Source organism: Cupriavidus sp. FW305-46, from assembly GCF_058787075.1.
On record NZ_JBYSZI010000021.1, the window covers coordinates 65,167 to 86,068 of the forward strand.

At 66.0% G+C, this 20,902-nt stretch carries 17 protein-coding genes and 2 tRNA genes; 15 read left to right on the forward strand and 4 right to left on the reverse strand.

From position 1 onward, the window contains the following. Positions 1–89 precede the first annotated feature (89 nt). From clpP to AC3WON_RS12745, 7 genes are all read left to right on the forward strand, one after another. Positions 90–740: an ATP-dependent Clp endopeptidase proteolytic subunit ClpP gene (clpP, locus tag AC3WON_RS12715; RefSeq protein WP_011615108.1), complete on the forward strand. Its 651-nt coding sequence runs from the start codon at positions 90–92 to the stop codon at positions 738–740. 230 nt (positions 741–970) lie between these two features. Beyond that, a complete protein-coding gene (gene clpX, locus AC3WON_RS12720) occupies positions 971–2,248 on the forward strand; it encodes an ATP-dependent Clp protease ATP-binding subunit ClpX (RefSeq protein ID WP_010810087.1) in 1,278 nt (425 codons plus the stop codon). A gap of 255 nt (positions 2,249–2,503) precedes the next feature. Then, positions 2,504–4,915, forward strand: a complete 2,412-nt coding sequence (lon, locus tag AC3WON_RS12725) for an endopeptidase La (protein WP_492321400.1) — start codon at positions 2,504–2,506, stop codon at positions 4,913–4,915. A gap of 190 nt (positions 4,916–5,105) precedes the next feature. Next, positions 5,106–5,181 (forward strand) — tRNA-Val (locus AC3WON_RS12730). Positions 5,182–5,524: 343 nt separating this feature from the next. Further along, complete coding sequence (locus tag AC3WON_RS12735; protein ID WP_492321401.1) at positions 5,525–6,124, forward strand: DUF421 domain-containing protein; 600 nt, start codon at positions 5,525–5,527, stop codon at positions 6,122–6,124. Continuing rightward, the gene (locus AC3WON_RS12740) at positions 6,121–6,687 is read left to right on the forward strand and encodes a CinA family protein (protein ID WP_492321402.1); all 567 of its coding nucleotides are present in this window, start codon (positions 6,121–6,123) and stop codon (positions 6,685–6,687) included. The genes AC3WON_RS12735 and AC3WON_RS12740 overlap by 4 nt, the downstream gene beginning before the upstream one ends. 52 nt (positions 6,688–6,739) lie before the next feature. Then, positions 6,740–7,810, forward strand: a complete 1,071-nt coding sequence (locus tag AC3WON_RS12745) for a DNA topoisomerase IB (protein ID WP_492351950.1) — start codon at positions 6,740–6,742, stop codon at positions 7,808–7,810. 110 nt (positions 7,811–7,920) lie between these two features. Here the strand turns inward: AC3WON_RS12745 and AC3WON_RS12750 are convergent, their stop codons facing one another. Together AC3WON_RS12750 and AC3WON_RS12755 are read right to left on the reverse strand one after the other, a co-directional pair. Then, positions 7,921–8,682 (reverse strand): SDR family NAD(P)-dependent oxidoreductase, encoded by a 762-nt coding sequence (locus AC3WON_RS12750; RefSeq protein ID WP_492321404.1) that lies wholly within the window; start codon positions 8,680–8,682, stop codon positions 7,921–7,923. A gap of 252 nt (positions 8,683–8,934) precedes the next feature. Continuing rightward, a complete protein-coding gene (locus AC3WON_RS12755; RefSeq protein ID WP_492351951.1) occupies positions 8,935–9,663 on the reverse strand; it encodes a helix-turn-helix transcriptional regulator in 729 nt (242 codons plus the stop codon). Between the two features lie 616 nt (positions 9,664–10,279). Between AC3WON_RS12755 and AC3WON_RS12760 the strand changes: the two genes are divergently transcribed. From AC3WON_RS12760 to AC3WON_RS12790, 7 genes are all read left to right on the forward strand, one after another. Then, positions 10,280–11,047: an SDR family NAD(P)-dependent oxidoreductase gene (locus AC3WON_RS12760; protein WP_492351952.1), complete on the forward strand. Its 768-nt coding sequence runs from the start codon at positions 10,280–10,282 to the stop codon at positions 11,045–11,047. Between the two features lie 71 nt (positions 11,048–11,118). Then, on the forward strand, positions 11,119–11,949 hold the full coding sequence (locus AC3WON_RS12765; RefSeq protein ID WP_492351953.1) for an SDR family NAD(P)-dependent oxidoreductase: 831 nt from the start codon (positions 11,119–11,121) through the stop codon (positions 11,947–11,949). A gap of 32 nt (positions 11,950–11,981) precedes the next feature. Further along, on the forward strand, positions 11,982–12,614 hold the full coding sequence (locus tag AC3WON_RS12770; protein ID WP_492351954.1) for a nuclear transport factor 2 family protein: 633 nt from the start codon (positions 11,982–11,984) through the stop codon (positions 12,612–12,614). Positions 12,615–12,647: 33 nt separating this feature from the next. Further along, complete coding sequence (locus tag AC3WON_RS12775) at positions 12,648–13,760, forward strand: alkene reductase (RefSeq protein WP_492351955.1); 1,113 nt, start codon at positions 12,648–12,650, stop codon at positions 13,758–13,760. Beyond that, positions 13,757–15,340 carry a FadD3 family acyl-CoA ligase gene (locus tag AC3WON_RS12780; protein WP_492351956.1) on the forward strand — a complete coding sequence of 528 codons (1,584 nt, stop codon included), beginning with the start codon at positions 13,757–13,759 and terminating at the stop codon, positions 15,338–15,340. The genes AC3WON_RS12775 and AC3WON_RS12780 overlap by 4 nt, the downstream gene beginning before the upstream one ends. A gap of 237 nt (positions 15,341–15,577) precedes the next feature. Next, positions 15,578–15,654 (forward strand) — tRNA-Asp (locus AC3WON_RS12785). A 140-nt stretch (positions 15,655–15,794) separates the two neighbouring features. After that, positions 15,795–17,729: a SurA N-terminal domain-containing protein gene (locus AC3WON_RS12790; RefSeq protein ID WP_492351957.1), complete on the forward strand. Its 1,935-nt coding sequence runs from the start codon at positions 15,795–15,797 to the stop codon at positions 17,727–17,729. Positions 17,730–17,793: 64 nt separating this feature from the next. Here the strand turns inward: AC3WON_RS12790 and AC3WON_RS12795 are convergent, their stop codons facing one another. After that, a complete protein-coding gene (locus tag AC3WON_RS12795; RefSeq protein ID WP_492351958.1) occupies positions 17,794–18,447 on the reverse strand; it encodes an arylesterase in 654 nt (217 codons plus the stop codon). Between AC3WON_RS12795 and AC3WON_RS12800 the strand changes: the two genes are divergently transcribed. Beyond that, positions 18,446–19,144: an ABC transporter ATP-binding protein gene (locus AC3WON_RS12800; protein ID WP_340526528.1), complete on the forward strand. Its 699-nt coding sequence runs from the start codon at positions 18,446–18,448 to the stop codon at positions 19,142–19,144. The genes AC3WON_RS12795 and AC3WON_RS12800 overlap by 2 nt on opposite strands. Here AC3WON_RS12800 and pgi read toward each other — a convergent pair. After that, positions 19,141–20,784, reverse strand: coding sequence for a glucose-6-phosphate isomerase (gene pgi / locus AC3WON_RS12805; protein WP_492320145.1), 1,644 nt, complete (start codon positions 20,782–20,784; stop codon positions 19,141–19,143). The two genes, AC3WON_RS12800 and pgi, sit on opposite strands and share 4 nt — an antisense overlap. Between the last annotated feature and the right edge of the window lie 118 nt (positions 20,785–20,902).

Consider the following 20,902-nt stretch of genomic DNA (forward strand, 5'->3'; position numbering starts at 1 on the left):
CCGCAGCCCCGCGCCACGGCGTGGGGCGGGGCAGCTTCCCGAGTTACCCCGGATTGCCTTGCGATCCGACGAATCCATGGAGAACATGCATGACCCGCAATGATTTGCTTGACCGTCTCGCCACCACGCAGGCTTCGGCACTGGAAACCCAGGGCCTGGGGCTGGTGCCGATGGTCGTCGAGCAGTCCGGCCGGGGCGAGCGCGCCTATGACATCTACTCGCGCCTGCTGAAGGAGCGCGTGGTGTTCATGGTGGGCGAGGTCAACGACCAGACCGCCAACCTGGTGGTGGCCCAGCTGCTGTTCCTCGAGAGCGAGAACCCCGACAAGGACGTGTCGCTGTACATCAACTCGCCGGGCGGTTCCGTATCGGCGGGGCTGGCGATCTACGACACCATGCAGTTCATCAAGCCGGACGTGTCCACGCTGTGCATGGGCATGGCGGCAAGCATGGGCGCGTTCCTGCTGGCGGCTGGCGCCAAGGGCAAGCGTTCGGCGCTGCCCAACTCGCGCATCATGATCCACCAGCCGCTGGGCGGCGCGCGCGGCCAGGCCTCGGACATCGAGATCCAGGCGCGCGAGATCCTGTACCTGCGCGAGCGGCTCAACACTATCCTGTCCGAGGTGACGGGCCAGCCGGTCGAGAAGATTGCGCGCGATACCGATCGCGACAACTTCATGAGCGGCGACCAGGCAGTTGACTACGGCCTGATCGACAAGGTCCTCGCCCGCCGCGGCTGATGCAGCGGGCCGCCGTGGCGCAATCTGCAGCGGCGGCCGGCCAGGCTGGCACGGGCTCAAATGGCGAAGGCTACACCGGAACGAGGCCCCGTGCCTCGTTTTTTGCTTTTGCCCCACAGCCGGGGGGAACCGCCGGTGGTGCCAATTGTTTTGGCGTATGATGCGTTTGAAGCGTATCGCTGGGAGCCTGTCGCCCCGCGGTGTGCGCCCTGCATAAGTGACTGATTCCTATGGCGGACAAAAAAGGTTCATCCAGCGAAAAGCTTCTGTACTGCTCCTTCTGCGGCAAGAGCCAGCATGAGGTCAAGAAGCTGATTGCCGGCCCGTCGGTGTTCATTTGCGACGAATGCATCGACCTGTGCAATGAGATCATTCGCGACGAGGCCACGGCATCCGAGAAAGACGCCGCCGCGGCCGCGCGCTCGGACCTCCCCACGCCCCACGAGATCCGCGAAAGCCTGGACCAGTATGTGATTGGCCAGGAACAGGCCAAGAAGATCCTGGCCGTGGCGGTCTACAACCACTACAAGCGCCTCAAGCACCTCGGCAAGAAGGACGATGTCGAGCTGTCCAAGAGCAACATCCTGCTGATCGGGCCGACCGGCTCGGGCAAGACGCTGCTCGCGCAGACGCTGGCGCGCCTGCTCAACGTGCCGTTCGTGATCGCCGACGCGACCACGCTGACCGAAGCCGGCTACGTGGGCGAGGACGTCGAGAACATCATCCAGAAGCTGCTGCAGAACTGCAACTACGAAGTCGAGAAGGCGCAGCGCGGCATCGTCTACATCGATGAGATCGACAAGATCTCGCGCAAGTCCGACAACCCGTCGATCACCCGCGACGTGTCGGGCGAGGGCGTGCAGCAGGCACTGCTCAAGCTGATCGAAGGCACCATGGCATCGGTGCCGCCGCAGGGCGGCCGCAAGCATCCGAACCAGGACTTCCTGCAGGTGGACACGACCAACATCCTGTTCATCTGCGGCGGCGCCTTCGATGGCCTGGAGAAGGTCATCATGCAGCGCTCGGACAAGACCGGCATCGGCTTTGCCGCGCAGGTCAAGAGCAAGGAAGAGCGCGACGCCAGCGAGGTGCTGCCGCAGACCGAGCCGGAAGACCTGATCAAGTTCGGCCTGATCCCCGAACTGATTGGCCGCTTGCCGGTGGTCGCCACGCTGTCCAAGCTGGACGAGGCCGCGCTGATGCAGATCCTGGTCGAGCCCAAGAACGCGCTGGTCAAGCAATACCAGAAGCTGCTGGCGATGGAAGGCGTCGAGCTGGAAATCCGCCCGGGTGCGCTGAGCGCCATCGCCCGCAAGGCGATCCGCCGCAAGACCGGGGCCCGCGGCCTGCGTTCGATCCTGGAGCAGTCGCTGATGGACGTCATGTACGACCTGCCCAACTACAAGGGCGTGCAGAAGGTGGTGATCGATGAAAATACGATCAACGGCGATGCACCTCCGCTGCTGATGTACGAAGAGCAGCAGCCCAAGGTGGCGGGGTCCAACTGACGCGAGGGCTGCCAGACGTGGTAAGTGGTCGGGACCACACCGGCAGCCGGGCGAAAAGGCCGTTCGCGTAGAAGCGAGCGGCTTTTTTTGTTTATTTCTACCGACGAGAGGGAGGAAACGCGGGTATGCTGTTTCAGAGGGGCCAGCAAGTGCAGGGAGCGGCATCTGCCTGCCTTGATGAATCGATTGGCACGTATCTTGTAATCGATTCGGGCGGCCCAATTTACGCCTTAAATGACTGACTTGGGGAAAATGATGTCCGGAACACAACTCCTCCCGGCCGAGCCGATTCGCCTCCCACTGTTGCCGCTGCGCGACGTGGTGGTGTTTCCGCACATGGTGATCCCGCTGTTCGTGGGACGCCCGAAGTCCATCAAGGCGCTTGAGACTGCGATGGAGGCGGGCAAGAGCATCATGCTCGTGGCCCAGAAGACGGCGGCCAAGGACGAGCCGACCGCCGACGACCTGTATGAGGTCGGCTGCATCGCCAATATCCTGCAAATGCTGAAACTGCCCGACGGTACCGTGAAGGTGCTGGTCGAGGGTACCCAGCGCGCGAATATCCGCGAGGTGAGCGAGGACGATGCGCACTTTATGTGCGAAGCCGTGCCCGTGCCGCCCGCACCTGGCGAAAGCGCCGAGACCGAGGCCCTGCGCCGCGCGATCGTGTCGCAGTTCGACCAGTACGTGAAGCTCAACAAGAAGATCCCGCCCGAGATCCTGACCTCGCTGTCGGGCATCGACGAGGCAGGCCGCCTGGCGGACACCATCGCCGCGCACCTGCCGATCAAGCTCGAGCAGAAGCAGAAGATCCTGGAGATGGTCAATGTGACCGAGCGCCTGGAAAGCCTGCTGTCGCAGCTCGAGGGCGAGATCGACATCCTCCAGGTTGAAAAGCGCATCCGTGGCCGCGTCAAGCGCCAGATGGAGAAGAGCCAGCGCGAGTACTACCTGAACGAGCAGGTCAAGGCCATCCAGAAGGAACTGGGCGAGGGCGAAGAAGGCGCCGACCTGGAAGAACTCGACAAGCGCATCAAGGCTGCGCGCATGCCGAAGGAAGCCAAGAAGAAGGCCGACGCCGAATTCAAGAAGCTCAAGCTGATGTCGCCGATGTCGGCCGAAGCCACCGTCGTGCGCAATTACATCGACACGCTGGTGAACCTGCCGTGGCGCAAGAAGAGCAAGGTCAACAACGACCTGGCCAACGCCGAGCGCGTGCTGGAAGAGGACCACTACGGTCTGGAGAAGGTCAAGGAACGTATCCTGGAATACCTCGCGGTGCAGCAGCGCGTGGACAAGCTGAAGGCGCCGATCCTGTGCCTGGTCGGCCCCCCCGGCGTGGGCAAGACCTCGCTCGGCCAGTCGGTGGCGCGCGCCACGAACCGCAAGTTCGTGCGCATGGCGCTGGGTGGCGTGCGCGACGAGGCCGAGATCCGCGGCCACCGCCGTACCTACATCGGCTCGATGCCAGGCAAGATCCTGCAGAGCCTGTCCAAGGTCGGCGTGCGCAATCCGCTCTTCCTGCTCGACGAGATCGACAAGATGGGTGCGGACTTCCGCGGCGATCCGTCGTCAGCGCTGCTCGAGGTGCTGGACCCGGAACAGAACCACACGTTCCAGGACCACTACATCGAAGTCGACTTCGACCTGTCCGACGTGATGTTCGTGGCGACGTCGAACTCGCTGAACATCCCGCCGCCGCTGCTCGACCGTATGGAAGTGATCCGCCTGTCGGGTTACACCGAGGACGAGAAGGTCAATATTGCCCAGCGCTACCTGCTGCCCAAGCAGATCAAGAACAATGGTCTGAAGGCAGGCGAGATCGAGGTCGCAGAAGATGCGATCCGCGACATCATCCGCTACTACACGCGTGAAGCAGGCGTGCGTTCGCTGGAACGCGAGGTGTCGAAGATCGCTCGCAAGGTGGTCAAGCTGCTGCTGCTGAAGAAGGAGTCGGGCACGATCAAGGTCGATTCCGAGAACCTGGACAAATTCCTCGGTGTGCGCAAGTACGACTTCGGCCTGGCCGGCAAGGAAAACCAGGTTGGCCAGGTGACCGGGCTGGCGTGGACCGAGGTGGGTGGCGACCTGCTGACCATCGAAGCCGCGATCATGCCGGGCAAGGGCAACATCACCCGCACCGGTTCGCTGGGCGACGTGATGAAGGAGTCGGTCGAGGCTGCCCGTTCGGTGGTGCGTTCGCGGGCACGTCGCCTGGGTATCACGGATGAGATGTTCGAGAAGCGCGACATCCACATCCACGTGCCCGAAGGCGCCACGCCCAAGGACGGCCCGTCGGCAGGCGGTGCGATGACCACCGCGCTGGTGTCGGTGCTGACCGGCATTCCGGTGCGTGCGGATGTGGCCATGACCGGCGAGATCACGCTGCGCGGCGAGGTGCTGCCGATCGGCGGCCTCAAGGAGAAGCTGCTGGCGGCCCACCGGGGCGGCATCAAGCTGGTGCTGATCCCCGAGGATAACGTCAAGGACCTGGCCGAGATCCCGGACAACGTCAAGAACGCCATCGAGATCGTGCCGGTGCGCTGGATCGACAAGGTGCTGGAACTGGCGCTCGAGCGCAAGCCCGAGCCGTTGTCGGAAGAAGATGCCAAGCCCGCCGAAGTGGCGGACAAGGCCGCGGCCAAGGTGGAGCGTTTGCATCACTGACTCAGCTTTGGCCGCATGAATGAAACGCCGCGGGGCAGCGATGCCCGGCGGCGTTTTTTTGCGTGCGCAGGCCTTGGCAAACCGAAATCACCTGTATTACACTTGCGCCCTCGCAACGCAAACCACGGCAACTGCCGCGAGGTGTGGAGCGATCAGCAAGTTGCAGGCAGCCAGCCTGTGATGGTCGAGCGGGTGCTTAGCTCAGTTGGTAGAGCGGCGCCCTTACAAGGCGTAGGTCGGGGGTTCGAGCCCCTCAGCACCCACCACGCTTGACTAACAAAATCAAGGACTTAGAGCGATCTAAGTCCTTTTTTGTTGGTATTTTCATCTCCCTCGGCCGAGCCGCGCGCTAAATTGCTGTTCCGCCGTTGCTCGGCATGGCGCTCCCGGCCGGAGTTTTCCCGCATCCCACAGATAAGCGCCATTCGCTCCCGATGTTGCGCGCGCTCTGGGCAGTTTTTTCAGGCCTGGCCCGGCACTGCACGTACGATTTCCCCGCATTCCCGCGCGAATGAGCGCATATGGGACGTGCACAGCAGCACGGCCCAGTGTCGTGAGCCTGGCGCGGAACTTGCTGAACCAGTCAGAAAATCGACTGCGGACACCGACATGGACAGCGTGGAAGTGATCGTCGATGCGATGCGCAAGCTCGTTGGCGAAGGTGACGACCTGGCGTGGTGGCAAGGCGCCGTGCGTGCCGCCATCATCTTCGTCGGCACTTGGGCGATGCTGCGGTTGGCCGGCAGGCGGGCCTTCGCGCAAAAGACATCGTTCGACCTGTGCATCATATTGCTGCTGGGCGCGGTGTTGTCGCGCGCCGTGGTCGGCGCCGCTTCGTTCGCGGTGGCGTTTTCCGCCGGGCTGGCATTGGTGCTTCTGCACCGGGTGGTGGGCTGGCTGTCGAGCCGTTCTCCGGCATTCGACCGCGCCACTGGCGGCCACGCGCTGGACCTGCTGCGCGAAGGGGAACTGGACCGGGAGCGCGTGAGCCACGCAATGCTGACCGAGGAAGACCTCAAGGCCAACCTGCGTGCGACGCTTCAGACCGACAGCTTCGACGACCTTACCCGGGTGGTGCTGGAGCGCGACGGCAAGGTGACGTTCGTGAAGGGGCGCGGCGGAGACGGCCGCGTACCCGCAGCACCGGCCACGCCTGCTGTATCGCGCAGCAACGGAGTGTCTGTGCAGGCGTCGGAGGCGCAGCGATGACGCTTGGGGAAAACAGCAGCGACAACGGCAGCATTGCGCGCTATTTGCTGCGCCACCATTTGCATGTGGTCACGGCGGAATCCTGTACCGCGGGGCTGATCGCCTCGCGCATTGCCGAGGTGCCGGGTTGCGGCGATGTCTTGCACTGCGCCATCGTGGCGTATTCGCCCTCGGCCAAGGAACAGTTGCTGCACGTGCCGCCTGAGACCATCAGGCGTCACGGACTGACCAGCGAGGCGGTCTCGCTGGCGATGGCGCTGGGCGCCATGGAGATCACCGGCGCCGACCTCGCGATCGCCAACACCGGCGTCGCCGATGACGGCGGCGATGGCGATATCCCGGCGGGTACGCAGTGCTTTGCCTGGGTGTTCCGCCGCCACGGCCATGCGGCGCGCGATGTGCTGCGGAGCACCGGGGGTATTGCCGCGTTCACGGAAACGCGGCGCTTTCCGGGGACGCGTAACGCCGTACGCGAAGCCGCTGCCGACTGGGCGCTGGCTCGCATTTGCCATTACCACGAACAGGCGCAGCGCGGGCAAGGCCACTGCGGCGCGCGCGCATAAAGCGCCGGAAGGCCCGGACGGCGCGCTGGCAGCCCCGGAAAGAGACCCAGCCTTGGATAGTGCTCTCCCGACTAATGGTGCCGACAAAGCGTTGCGCACGGTATTGCGCGAGGCCGGGTTGCGTTATGTCGATGACAGTATGCCGGGCATCGGGCGCCGCCGTCAGGGCGGCGGCTTTGCCTACATCGACGCCAATGGCAAGCGCGTGGACGATGCCGCCACGCTGGCACGCATCGCTGCGCTGGCGATTCCTCCTGCCTACGAGGAAGTGTGGATCTGTGCGAACCCTGCGGGCCACCTGCAGGCGACCGGGCGCGATGCGCGCGGCCGCAAGCAGTATGTCTACCACCCTGAGTGGAGCGCGCTGCGCGATTCGGACAAATACGCGCGGTTGCCGGCCTTCGGCAGCGTACTGCCCCGCTTGCGGGCGCGCGTCGCGCGCGACCTGCGCCGCAACGGCATGCCGCGCGAAAAAGTGGTCGCGGCGGTGGTGCAACTGCTCGACGCCACGCTTGTGCGCGTGGGCAGTCCGCAATATGCGAGGCAGAACCGCACCTACGGCCTCACCACGCTGCGCCGCCGCCATGTCACCGTGCGCGGCAGCCGTCTGCGTTTCCAGTTCACTGGCAAGAGCGGCATTACCCACGACGTATCGGTCAACGATCCACGCCTGGCCCGCATCGTGCGCAATTGTGCCGACCTGCCAGGCCAGTGCCTGTTCAAGTATCGCGACAGCGACGGCGAGATCCGCGAGGTCGGATCCGCCGACGTCAACGCCTACCTGCAGCAGGCGACCGGCGGCGACTTCACTGCCAAGGACTTCCGCACCTGGGCGGGCAGCGTGCATGCGCTCGCGCTGCTGCGCGCGACCGGCGCGGACGGCGAAGCAGCGCGCAGGAAGTGCGTGGCCGAGGTCATCAAGTCAGTGGCCCAGCGCCTGCGCAACACCGTGGCGGTGTGCCGCAAGTGCTATGTCCATCCGGCGGTGATCGAGGCCTTCATCGACGACGGATTGCAGGACTGCGCGCGCGTCGCCATCGTCAGCCGCCTGCGTGCCGACGAAGCACGGCTGCTGAAGCTGCTTGCAGAACGGGCCAGGACTGCACAGGGCGTCCCGCGGTGAGCCTGCCGAGCGTCGAAAGGCTGACGGAAGAACCAGGGCTGAACGTCCGGCCGGAGGATGGCGACCCAGTATGAGAACGGCCCAGCAGCCGCAGGGCAGGGCGCTCCGATTCAGCGCTGCGAAGGAATGTTGCCGCCGTCGACGATGACCTCGGTGCCGGTGACGTAGCTGGCCTCGTCCGACAGAAGGAAACGGACCACTCGCCCGATCTCCGCGGGGGTGCCGAGGCGGCCCAGTTGGATGCGGCGCTCGAAGGTGCCTTCGGGCAGGGCATCGATGGCAGGTTGAAGCATCGGTGTGTGGATCTGTCCGGGAGAGACGGCGTTGATGCGGATGCCGTCGCGGCCCAGGCTGTCCGCGAGCGAGCGCACCAGCGAGAGCAGGCCGCCCTTGGAGGCGGAGTAAGCCGGAATCAGGGCGTTGCCCAGCGTGGCATTGATCGACGCGATGCCGACGACTGCCGCGCCGGGTTGCGCGCGCAGCTCAGGCAGCATGGCCTGCACCAGCAGGGCCATGGCGCGCAGGTTGACATCAAGCACGGCGTCCCAGCGCGCCTGTGTGAGGCCGTCGATCCCGCTCTGGTCCACCACGCCGGCAGCATGCACCATGCCGCCCAGCGCCGGCAGGGCGGCGCGGGTACGGACCAGCGCGTCTTCCAGGCCGGCGGGGGCGCGCAGGTCGATGCCGAGCCCGAAGGTGGGCACGTCATAACGTTCGGCGAGCGCCGCGGCGACGGCACGTGCCTTGTCCTCCTGGATATCCCAGATGGCGACCGGCCGGTTTACCGCGGCCAAGGCCGCCGCGCAAGCCTCGCCAATGCCGGACGCGCCGCCGGTCACCACGACCGCACTGGCCGGCGTGTTGAGGGCCACGCGAAAATCGCCGGTGGCAGGGTGTCGGATCGTCACTGGATGTCTCTCCCGGATGTCATGTTGTTGGCGCAGCCGCGGTAGACGCGGCTGATATGCGCATTGTTTCCGGTCACGCCGGATGCGACATAGTCCAAATGGACCAAAACAACCGCGCCCGAGACGATTTTCCGCCATGGCACCCTGCGGCCGGGGCGATGCGTCTGCTCATCGTGCCGTCAGCTCGCTGAGTGGCGTCGGCACGTCGTATTCACCTCAATCGAGCGGAATGATGCTGTGCAGGACGGTTTGCACCAGCGCCGCCTGGCGGGTCACGCCAGTCTTGGAGAACATGGCACGCAAATGCGCGCGCGCGGTATTGCGGCGGATCTCGAGTTCCCGCGCCGCTTCGTCCAGTGACAGGCCCTGGGTCAGCAACAGTACGAGCGACGCCTCCGTCCGGGTGAAATCGAACATATTGCGCAGTAGTTCGGCCGACCCCAGTGCCTTTTGATCGGGGTCGCGGATAAAGACCGCCACCGCGGGCTGGCGCGGACGCTCGGACCACTTCTGCGAGGCGATGGAACGCACCAGCAGTCCCAGCCGGGCGCGGTCGCCCTTGCGCGGCACCGACAGCCCGAGCGGGATGCCGGGCTGCTCCGAGTCTCGCAAGGCGATGGCCTGGCGGACCAGGGCCTGCAGCTTGCGGTTTTCCTGCGCCGAGTCGGCCATCAACTGGCCGTTGCAAACCACCAGACCATCCTTTTCCGCCAGCAGGGCGTCGGCCATGCCATTTGTGGTAAGGACCTGGCCGGTGTCGTCCAGGATCACCGAGCCGATCAGCAAACTGTCGACCGTGCCGGCGTAGAAGCGCCGCTCCGACTCGGTCGTGTTGAGGTTGGCGTGGATACGTACCGCGCGCTCCAGGTGCGGCACGATGCGCCGGCACAGCGCCTTGTCGGCCTCGGCGAAGCGCTCGCTGCCATGTGGGCGGCAGATTCGCAAGCGGCACTCCACACCATGCTCGGCGCGGATGTGGACGGCGGGCGTAGCACCAGGGTCACGTAGTTAGCGGCCAGCAGGTGTCGCAGCGCATCAAGCAGCGACTGCCATGGGATATCAAGCAGCGGGCCGTCGTACACCAGCCCGATCAGATCGCTGATCTCGTCCATGCCGAGTGCAGGGCGGCCAGGTAGCTGTGCGTCGATCCATTGAAGGCTTGTCATCGGTGCTCTCTCAAATCTGCGGCGCAATGCGGTCGGGGCATTGCGCCAGTCCGGCCGTCGGCGACCGGCGATCGGCTGGAAATGGTATCTGCTTCTCCATGCGGTGGTAGTGGGTGTTTTCCCCGGGCACCGGGCCGGGGACGCCTGTCGTGCTTGCCCAAGGCAATGCCAACCGCGGGCGTAGCGGGTGGGCTGCGGGGCTGTCTGCAGGAACTGCTGCGCTTCCATGTCTCCTCCGTGATGGCTGTTTGCCTGACGGACTAGATTCAACCATTTTTGGAGCGACATGGAGGAGCGTCCGTGCGCGAATCTAGTCTGTTGGGACTATTTCCCTCCGCACGGGACCATGCCCGTGAAGTGGCCCGGCCAGAAGAATAGGGCCATGAGCGCGGGCCATGGCCGAGCGCTTTGCGGCCGAGGGCGCGGAGGTGGTCGTAATAGACCGCGACGCCGGCGCCGCGCAAGCGACGCTCGACATGATCTGCGGCGAGGCGCACGGCATGGCGCGCGGTTGCGACGTCGCGGACAGTGCGGCGGTGGGGCGGCTGCACGAGGAGGTCGCGATGCGCTGGGGGCGGCTCGACATCCTGGTCAACAACGCAGGCATTGGCCAGGTGCCGGGAGACGGCTTCGAGCACTACCAGGTGCGCGCGGCCGAGCGCGGGCGGCAGCTGGCAGCCGGCGAGACGCCCACGGTCTATACCGACATGATCGTCGACCTCAACGATGCCGGCTGGCAGCGCGTGGTGGATGTGAATCTCAACGGCACGTTTTATTGCTCGCGCGAGGCGGTACGGCTGATGACGCACGCGGGGGTGGGCGGCGCCATTGTCAATATCGCCAGCGTCTCGGCGCTGAGCGGCGAAGGGCCTCTCAGCTATTGCGCGTCAAAGGCGGCCGTGCTCGGCCTCACCCGCTGCCTGGCGCGCGACCTGGGCCCGCGTGGCATCCGCGTCAACGCGATCTGCCCGGGGCCCACGCGCACGCCGATGATGCAGTCCATCAGCGAGGAATGGGCGCGCAGCCTGGAGCGCGCGATCCCGCTGGGGCGCATGGCCGAGCCGGAAGAGATCGCGGCGGCGGCACTGTTCCTGGTTAGCGGAGACGGCATGCAGATGACGGGCCAGACGCTGTCCGTCAGCGGCGGCATGGCAATGATTTAACGGCGCAGGCGCGACGGCGACGCGTTCGGGTCGTTGTCCTGCCTCGATGGAAGGATAAAAGGGAGAGCAGCATGCGAGTAACGGGACGTTTGCAGGACAAGGTGGCGCTGATCAGTGGCGCTGGCACGGGGATCGGCGCTGCCACGGCTGCGCGCTTCGCGGCCGAAGGGGCGAGGGTGATGCTGTGCGGGCGGCGTGAGGCGCCGCTGCGCGCCGTGGCCGAGGAGATCCGGTCGCGCGGCGGCGAGGCTGCGTGGATTCAGGCCGATGTCACCAACGAGGCGGACGTGGAGCGGGCGGTGGCGCAGACCGTCGCGCAGTTCGGCGGCCTGCATGTCATGGTCAATAACGCGGTCAACTATACCTGGGGCGTGCTCGACGAGGTCAGCACGCAAGCCTGGCGGCAATGCCTGACCGGTAGCCTGGACGTCGCCTTCTTCGGCACGCGCGCGGCGCTGCGCGTGATGAAGGCGGCCGGCGGCGGCGCCATCGTCAACCTGGGTTCGGTGGCGGGCCTGCTTGGCAGTCCGGGATTGTCGGCCTATGGCGCGGCCAAGGCGGGCGTGCTCAACTTCAGCCGCGCCGTGGCGCTCGAGGGCGCAGCCCACAACGTGCGCGTCAACGTGGTGATTCCCGGTGTGGTCTGGAGCGAGGGCACGCGCGAAGCGCTTGCCAGCGAGGAGGTCGCCCGAGATACCGCACGCGCGGTGCCGCTGGGGCGCGTGGGCGAACCGCACGAGGTGGCCGGCGCCATCCTGTTCCTGGCGTCGGACGAGGCTTCGTATATCACCGGGCAGAGCCTGGTAGTCGATGGCGGCAAGACCTGCCGGCTCGACGTGGGCGCAACCGACTACGTGTCGGAGCCGTCAGCCGAGCGGCGCGCCGCGCCGCAGGCAAGCTGAGCGCACCCCACTGAATGAGCAAGGAGAGGCAAGTGGCATCAGACATGGAATCGATGCAGGCCCGACTCGATCGACTCGAGTCGGTCAACGAAATCCGCATGCTGCCGGCCAAGTATGCGCTGGCGCTCGATATGCGCGACCTCGATGCCTGGACCAGCCTGTTTCCCGAGGACGTGGCGGTGGGCAAGGACCAGGTGGGCCGCGAGCACCTGCGGCGCTGGATAGACGAGACCCTGCGCAACCAGTTCACGGTGACCTCGCACCATATCGGCGGACACATCATCGAGTTCCAGGATGCGGACCATGCGAGCGGCGTGGTGTATTCGAAGAACGAGCATGAGACCGGCCCGGAATGGGTCATCATGCAAATGCTCTACTGGGACGACTACGAGCGCATTGGCGGCTGCTGGTATTTCCGGCGACGGCTGCCATGCTATCTCTACGCGAGCGACCTCAACAAGCCGCCCATCGGCGACAAGAAGATGCGCTGGCCGGGCCGTGAGCCCTATGAGGGTTCCTGGCATGCACTGTGGCCCTCGTGGAAAGCGTTCTGGAACGCCAAGCCGAATGAAGCGCTGCCCGGCGTCGCCGAGCCGGTGCCGCTGGATCGCTTTCTCGAGTCGATGCGTCGCGGTTCGTCACTTCCCAAGGTCCGCACGCGCTGACGCAATGCCGAAACCGATCAAGGGATCATCAAGATGAGCGCCAGCCTGTTCGAGCCACTGCAGCTCGGCGACATTGCACTCGCCAATCGCATCGTGATGGCGCCGATGACGCGCAGCCGCGCCGGCGCGGGCGACCTGCCCACCGGCCTGCACCAGGCGTACTACGCCCAGCGCGCGGGCGCCGGGCTGATTATTGCGGAGGGCACTTACCCTAGCCGGCATGGCAAAGGGTACTGCCGCACGCCGGGCATCGAGACCACCGCGCAGATCGACGCCTGGCGCGACGTGTCAGGCTCCGTGCGCAGCCAGGGCGCGGCGATGGTGCTGCAGCTGATGCACGTCGGGCGCGTGGCGACGCGCCATAACAAGGCGCCAGACGCACAGACGGTGGCGCCGTCGGCGATCCGCGCGCGCGGCACCATCTATGCCGACGGCCACGGGCTGGTCGAGATGGAGGTGCCCCGCGCGCTGGCGGCACATGAAGTCACGGCCGTGATCGACGAGTACCGCCAGGCCGCCGTCAATGCGCTGGCCGCCGGGTTTGACGGCGTCGAGCTGCATTGCAGTAGCGGCTACCTGCCGATGCAATTCCTGCTTTCTTGCACCAATCAGCGCGCGGACGGCTACGGCGGTTCGCTGATGGCGCGGCTGCGCTTCGTCGTGGAGACGCTCGAGGCCATCGCCGGGGCGATCGGGGCGGGGCGCGTGGGTCTGCGTATCTGTCCCGGCAACCCGTATAACGACATGCACGATGACGATCCCACCGCCACGTACAGCGCGCTGCTCGATGCCGTGGCGCCGATCGGGCTGGCCTACCTGCACGTGAGCCGCTCGCCGGATCCTGCGCTCGATGCATTTGCGCTGGCCCGCTGGCGTTTTGGCGGTGCGGTCATCGTCAATGACGGTTTCGACGGCGCGAGCGCCGCGCGTGCAGTGGCCGGCGGCGTCGGCGAGGCGGTTTCGTTCGCCCGCCATTTCATCGCCAATCCCGACCTGCCTGCGCGCCTGCGGCACGGTGCGCCGCTGGCCGCGTTCGACCGCACGCTGCTGTATACGCCGGGAGCGCATGGCTACACCGACTACCCGGCCGCCGCGGAGCTTGCCGCGAGTGGCCAGATCCTTCCCCAGGGAGGCTTGCAACCGTGAGCGACTGCCTCGCACCGATTTCAACCATACCCAATGCCGTGGCACACACGGCGCGGCTGCGCGCGGATGCGGTAGCCATCGAGGAAGACGGCCTGTCCTTGCGCTATGGCGCGCTGCATGAGACGGCGCGAGTCGCAGGGCGTGCGCTGATGGCGCTGGGCGTAGCGCCCGGCGAGCGCGTTGCCATCTGGGCGCCTAACCTGCACGAGTGGATCGTCGCAGCGCTCGGCATCCAGATGGCCGGCGGCGTGCTGGTACCGCTTAACACCCGGCTCAAGGGCGGGGAGGCCGCCGATATTCTCGGGCGTAGCGGTACGCGGGCGCTGATCTGCATCGGCGAATTGCTTGGCGTCGATTATCCCGAGATGCTGTGTGGGCATGCGCTGCCGGCCTTGCGCCACCGCGTCATTCTGCGCGGCGAACGCGAAGGCGCTTTGTCTTGGGAGGCTTTCCTCGCCCGCGCCGAAGACACACCCGAGGCCATGCTTGACGCGCGCATCGCCGCGCTGACACCGGACAGTCCGTCCGACCTGCTTTACACATCCGGCACCACGGGGCGGCCCAAGGGCGTGATCACCACACACGGGCAGAATCTGCGCGCCTTCTCCGACTGGTCGGGCATCGTCGGCCTGCGCCCCGGCGACCGTTACCTGATCATCAATCCCTTCTTCCATGCCTTCGGCTACAAGGCCGGCTGGCTCGCGGCCCTGCTTCGCGGCGCCACCATCCTGCCGCTGGCGCAGTTCGACGCCGAAACCGTGCTCGCTCGCATCGAGCGGTACCGCGTCAGCTTCCTGCCCGGCTCGCCCACGCTCTACCTGAGCTTGCTTGCCCATCCGCGGCTGGATGCATACGACTTGTCATCGCTGCGCGTGGCGGTCACGGGGGCGGCGTCGATCGCGCCAGAGCTGATCCGGCGCATGCGCAAGGTGCTTGGTTTTGACGTGGTGCTCACTGCTTACGGACAGACCGAGTGCTGCGGCCTGGCGACGGTCTGCCGGCTCGGCGACGCGCTGCAGACTATCGCCAACACGAGCGGGCGTGCGCTCGCCGGTGTGGAGATTCGCTGCGTAGACGCTGAAGGAAACGACGTCGCCGCCGGTGAACCGGGCGAAGTGTGGATCCGCGGCTACAACGTCATGCGTGGGTACTTCGACGACGAGGCCGCCACACGCGAGGCCATCGACGACGCGGGGTGGCTGCATACAGGCGACATCGGCAGCGTCGACGCCGACGGAAACCTGTGTATCACCGGCCGGCTCAAGGACATGTTCATCGTGGGCGGCTTCAACTGCTATCCCGCGGAGATCGAGCACCTGATTGGCACGCATCCGGCGGTGGCCCAGGTCGCGGTGGTCGGCGTACCCGATGCGCGCCTGGGCGAGGTTGGCCGCGCCTTCGTGGTGTTGCGCGAAGGCGAGAGCATGAGCGGGGAGGCATTGCTGGAATGGTGCAGAGCCCGCCTGGCAAACTATAAGGTGCCGCGTTCCGTGGCCTTCATGGCGGCCCTGCCGACCAATGCCGCGGGCAAGGTCGTCAAGCACGAGCTGACGGCGCTTCAGGCGCGCATGTGCGCCTGAGCGTGCAGGCGGAATTGGCAGCCGAGGGTACAAGATTGAGTCATCCGGGTATTGCGCAGATGATGAACACAAGCTATAGTTCGGCCTCTTGCAGCAGGGCACGGTCGGCAAGCGAAGGTTGGTAGGCGTTGTAGGCTTATGATTTGTAAGGAAATTTGTTCCCTTGCAAGGCATCCTCAGCACCCACAACTCTCCATCGCAAGGACATGTGCATTGCCGGCAGCAAGCACCGACACAGGAGTGGTAGTTCAGTCGGTTAGAATACCGGCCTGTCACGCCGGGGGTCGCGGGTTCGAGTCCCGTCCACTCCGCCAGTTTTAAGGAAACGCCCGCATCAGCGGGCGTTTTCATTTGTTCCCTCATGTTTCCCACCCTGCACAAAGGGTGCGCGCCCAGCGGCTCCTGATAGAATCGTGGAGTTTGTCTTTCGTGCCAATCCACTACCCGAATCCGCATGCTTGATTTCGTACGCAACAACCGGCGCCTGATGCTCTTGCTGCTGCTGGTGCTTGTTTTCCCGTCGTTCGTGTTCTTCGGCGTGGAAAGCTATTCGCGCTTCATGGACAGCTCGCATGATGCCGCCAAGGTCGACGGCCGCGCCATCAGCGTGCAGGAGATCGACAACGTCGTGCGCGACCAGAGCGAACGCGCGCGCCAGGTCCTGGGCGCCAGCTATGACCCGCGCCAGTTCGAAGGCCCGGACGCCCGCAAGGCCGTGCTGGACCAGCTGATCCTGCAACGCGTGATGGCCAGTGCCGTGGCGCGTGAGCACCTGACCGTGTCCGACGCCAAGCTGCTCGAGGAAATCAGCAACCTGCCGGCGATCGCGCAGTTGCCGCGCACCAAGGACGGCAAGGTCGACGACAAGGCCTACCTGCAGCTGCTGCAGTCGCAGGGCATGACGCCCGAGCAGTTCGATGCCCGCATGCGCTTCGAGCTGGCCACGCAGCAGCTGGGCGCATCGGTCGCCGCGACGGCCTTCGTGCCCAAGTCGCTGCTCGATCGCCTGATCGCCGTGCGTGACCAGCAGCGCGATGTGCAGGCGCTGCTGTTCAAGCCGGCCGGCTACACCGCCAAGGTGCAGCCCGATGCAGCCGCGCTGAAGGCCTACTACGACAGCCACCAGCAGGCCTTCTCGGTGCCGGAACAAGCCAAGGTCGAGTACCTGCTGCTGTCGGGCGAGGCCCTGGCCGCGACGCAGGCGGTCACGCCCGAAGAGCTGAAGTCCTACTACGACAGCAATATCGCGCGCTTCCGTATCGACGAGCAGCGCCGCGCCAGCCATATCCTGATCAGCGCGCCGAAGGATGCGCCGGCCGCCCAGCGCCAGGCCGCGAAGGACAAGGCCACCAAGCTGCTGGAGGACCTGCGCAAGCACCCTGACACCTTCGCCGACGTGGCGCGCAAGAACTCGCAGGACCCGGGCTCGGCCGAGAAGGGCGGCGACCTGGGCTTCATGGGCCGCGGCGCGCTGGTCAAGCCGTTCGAGGACGCCATGTATGCGCTCAAGGATGGCCAGGTCAGCGACGTGGTGGAAACCGACTACGGCTACCACATCATCAAGCTGACTGGCATCAAGCCCGCCGAGACCAAGCCGCTGGAAGCAGTGCGCACGGAACTCGAAGCTGAGCTGCGCAAACAGTTCGCCGACAAGAAGTTTGCCGAGCAGGCCGATGCCTTCGGCAACACCGTCTATGAGCAGGCTGACAGCCTCAAGCCCGCAGCCGACAAGTTCAAGCTGACCATCCAGACCGCCGACAACGTCACGCGCCAGCCGAACCCGGCGCTGGGCGCGCAGAGCCCGCTCAACAACGACAAGCTGCTCAAGGCGCTGTTCAGCGACGACGCGATCAAGAACAAGCGCAACACCGAGGCCGTCCAGGTGGCCCCGAACACGCTGGTGGCCGCGCGCATCGTCGAGTACCGCCCGGCGGCCGTGCGCAAGTTCGAGGAAGTCGAAGCCAAGGTGCGCGAGGGCTATATCGCCCAGCAGGCGGCCGAACTGGCGCGCAAGGACGGCGAGGCCCGGCTTGCCGCGCTGAAGAAGGCAGACAGCGCCGACGGCTTTGGCGCGGTGCAGACCGTGTCGCGCGCCAAGGCCGAGGGCATGGCGCCGAAGGCGGTCGAAGCGGTGCTGCGCGCCGACGCGAACAAGCTGCCTGCGGTGGTGGGTGTCGACCTGGGGGCCGAAGGCTACGCGGTCTACCGTATCACCAAGGTCAGCCAGCCGACGCAGGCCAACCCGGCGCAACGCCAGGCCGAAGCGCAGCAGCTCTCGCAACTGGCCGGCCAGACCGACCTGCAGGCCTTCTATGAAAGCCTGAAGGCCCGCTCCAAGGTCAAGATGCTGACGCCGGTGGGCGCCACGCAGGCGCAAGGCGCCGAGTAAGCGCCAGATCAGCGCCGCTGCAAGCAAGAACCCCTGCCAGGCGGCAGGGGTTTTTTATTTATGCTTACTTCGTGCCACGCTTGAGCATCGGCTTGAGCTGCGGCCACACCGTATCGAGCAGCGCCGGCTGTGCCGCGGCGGTCGGGTGGATGCGGTCGGGCTGGAACCAGTCCTGCCGCGTGATGACCTTGTCGAGGAAGAACGGCACCAGCCGCACCTTGTACTCGCCGGCCAGCTTCGGATACAGCGAGACGAACTTCTCGGTGTAGTCCTGCCCGTAGTTGGGCGGGATGCGCATGCCGATCAGCAGCACGCCGGCGCCGGCCTTCTGTGCCGTGCTGACGATGTTGCGCAGGTTGGCCTCGGTGGTCTGCAGCGGCAATCCGCGCAGCGCGTCGTTGGCGCCAAGCTCCACCACCACGATGGCCGGGCGGTGCCGCGACAGCAGCTCCGGCAGCCGCGTCTTGCCGCCGATGGTGGTCTCGCCGCTGATGCTGGCATTGACAACGCTATAATCGAAGCGCTCCTGCCGCAGGCGGTCCTGCAGCAGCGTAACCCAGCCCGCGCCGCGCGCGATGCCGTACTCGGCGGAGAGGCTGTCGCCAAGCACCAGCAGTGCCGGGGCCGCAGCCTGGGCTGAGGCCCCGGCCGATATCGTCAGTGCCATGCCGGTTGCCAGCAGCAGCCGGCGCCATTTGCCTCGGATCCCAATATCCATGTCTTCTTCCATTCTCGCTGTCGAGTCCCTCGGAAAGACCGTTGCCGACACGACCGGTTCGCTGACGATTTTGCACGACGTGACCTTTTCCGTCACGCCGGGCGAAACGCTCGCCATCGTGGGGGCGTCCGGATCGGGCAAGTCGACGCTGCTCGGGCTGCTGGCGGGGCTGGACCTGCCCAGCACGGGCACGGTACGGCTGCAGGGCCAGGACCTGTTCGCGCTGGACGAGGACCAGCGCGCCGCCGTGCGGGGCCGCCATGTCGGCTTTGTGTTCCAGTCGTTCCAGCTGGTCGGCCACCTGACCGCGCTGGAAAACGTGATGCTGCCGCTGGAGCTGCGCGGCGAAACGTCGCAGGTGCGCGAGCGCGCCCTGGACATGCTGCAGCGCGTGGGCCTGGGCGCGCGGCTGGGGCACTATCCGCGCACGCTGTCGGGCGGCGAGCAGCAGCGCGTGGCGCTGGCGCGCGCGTTCGTGGCGCGCCCGGACATCCTGTTTGCCGACGAGCCCACCGGCAGCCTCGATACCGCCACTGGCGAAGCCGTGATCGCGCTGATGTTCGAGCTTAACCGCGATGCCGGCTCAACGCTGGTGCTGGTCACGCATGACCGCTCGGTGGCGGCGCGCTGTGGCCGCATCCTGACCATCGACGCCGGCCGCGTGGCCAGCGATGAATGGATGGGCGCGGAGGTCTAGCTGGCGGCGCCCGCCTTCAGCACCGCGCGGGCGCGCTCGATCAGCGACGTGGTGGAGGCATCGTGCTGGCCGACGGCATTCCCGGTCAGCTCGGCCTCGATCGGTCGGGCCAGGATCTTGCCCAGCTCGACGCCCCACTGGTCGAAGGAATTGATCTTCCAGACCACGCCCTGCACGAAGGTGCGGTGCTCATACAGCGCAATCAGCGCACCCAGCACATGCGGCGTCAGGTTTTCCATCAGCAAGGTGTTGCTGGGGCGATTGCCCTCGAACACCATATGGGCGATGCGGACTTCGTCCTTCAGGCCGGCGGCACGCAGCTCATCGGCGCTGCGCCCGCGCATCAGCGCCTCGGCCTGCGCAAAGCAGTTGGCCAGCAGCTTGGCGTGATGGCCTGCCAGCCGGCGCGGCGGCACCAGCGGCGCGACAAAATCCACCGGCACCACCTGCGAGCCCTGGTGGATCTGCTGGAAGTAGGCATGCTGCCCGTTGGTGCCGGCCGTGCCCCACACCACCGGCGAGGTATGCGTGCGCACGGGCTGCCCGTCAAGCTGCACTGACTTGCCGTTGCTCTCCATCTCCAGCTGCTGCAGGAAGGCGGGAAACAGCTCCAGCGAGGTGGAGTAGGGCGCCATGCAGCTGGTCGGCAAATGCCAGAAATTGCGGTACCAGATGCCCAGCATGCCCAGGATCACCGGCATGTTGCGCTCCAGCGGCGCGGTGCGGAAGTGCTCGTCCATGGCGCGCGCGCCGGCCAGCAGGTCGGCGAAGGCATTGAAGCCTACTGCCAGCGTGATCGACAGGCCGACCGACGACCACAGCGAGAAGCGTCCGCCGATCCAGTCCCAGAACTCGAACATATTGGCCGGGTCGATGCCGAACTCGCGCACCGCTTCGGTATTGGTCGAGACTGCGACGAAATGCTTGGCAAGGTCATGCTCGGCCACGCCGTTGGCGACAAACCAGGCGCGCGCGCTGCGCGCGTTGGCCATGGTTTCCAGCGTGGTGAAGGTCTTGGAGCAGACGATCACCAGTGTCCGTTGCGGGTCTAGCCGCACCAGCGTCTCGGCCAGGTCGGTGCCGTCGACGTTGGAAACAAAGTGCATGCGCGGCGCGGCATTGCCATCGGCATCGGCCAGGTGCGACAGCGCGCGGCACACCATGCGCGGCCCCAGGTCGGAGCCGCCGATGCCGATATTGATGACATCGGTGATGCGCTCGCCGGTGGCACCCTTCCAGGCGCCGCTGCGCACGCGTTCCGAAAAATCGCGCATGCGTACCAGCACCTTCTGGATTGCCGGCATGACCTGCTCGCCGTCGACCTTGTAGCCGGCGCCGGCGGTCGCGCGCAGCGCTACGTGCAGGGCCGCGCGGTCTTCAGTGGTGTTGATATGCTCGCCCGCGAACATCGCGTCGCGGCGTCTGGTCACGCCGGCCTCGGCTGCCAGCTGCACCAGCAGGCGCATGGTTTCGGGCGTGATCCGGTTCTTCGAGTAGTCGAGATAGAGCCCGGCGGCTTCCAGCGAGAATTGCGCGACGCGCTGCGCGCCTTCGCGATCGAACCCGTCGCGCATCTGGGCGTCGCGAAGGGTGTCGTGGTGCCGCAGCAGGGCGTTCCAGGCGTGAAGGTCAGTGGGCATGCAGGACAATCGATGTTGCGCGAGCCGCGTGGCGTTGCCGGCTCACAAGGCAGAGTTGCAAGTATATCGTCAGCGCTGCCGGGATCCGGCCTGGCGGCGGCGTCATATCGTTACCACT

Excerpts from the sequence above, each read along its gene's own strand:
- clpP (WP_011615108.1), top strand. The coding sequence starts at position 90 with ATGACCCGCAATGATTTGCTTGACCGTCTCGCCACCACGCAGGCTTCG.
- clpX (WP_010810087.1), top strand. The coding sequence starts at position 971 with ATGGCGGACAAAAAAGGTTCATCCAGCGAAAAGCTTCTGTACTGCTCC.
- lon (WP_492321400.1), top strand. The coding sequence starts at position 2,504 with ATGTCCGGAACACAACTCCTCCCGGCCGAGCCGATTCGCCTCCCACTG.
- AC3WON_RS12735 (WP_492321401.1), top strand. The coding sequence starts at position 5,525 with ATGGACAGCGTGGAAGTGATCGTCGATGCGATGCGCAAGCTCGTTGGC.
- AC3WON_RS12740 (WP_492321402.1), top strand. The coding sequence starts at position 6,121 with ATGACGCTTGGGGAAAACAGCAGCGACAACGGCAGCATTGCGCGCTAT.
- AC3WON_RS12760 (WP_492351952.1), top strand. The coding sequence starts at position 10,280 with ATGGCCGAGCGCTTTGCGGCCGAGGGCGCGGAGGTGGTCGTAATAGAC.
- AC3WON_RS12765 (WP_492351953.1), top strand. The coding sequence starts at position 11,119 with ATGCGAGTAACGGGACGTTTGCAGGACAAGGTGGCGCTGATCAGTGGC.
- AC3WON_RS12775 (WP_492351955.1), top strand. The coding sequence starts at position 12,648 with ATGAGCGCCAGCCTGTTCGAGCCACTGCAGCTCGGCGACATTGCACTC.
- AC3WON_RS12790 (WP_492351957.1), top strand. The coding sequence starts at position 15,795 with ATGCTTGATTTCGTACGCAACAACCGGCGCCTGATGCTCTTGCTGCTG.
- AC3WON_RS12800 (WP_340526528.1), top strand. The coding sequence starts at position 18,446 with ATGTCTTCTTCCATTCTCGCTGTCGAGTCCCTCGGAAAGACCGTTGCC.
- AC3WON_RS12795 (WP_492351958.1), bottom strand. The coding sequence starts at position 18,447 with ATGGATATTGGGATCCGAGGCAAATGGCGCCGGCTGCTGCTGGCAACC.
- pgi (WP_492320145.1), bottom strand. The coding sequence starts at position 20,784 with ATGCCCACTGACCTTCACGCCTGGAACGCCCTGCTGCGGCACCACGAC.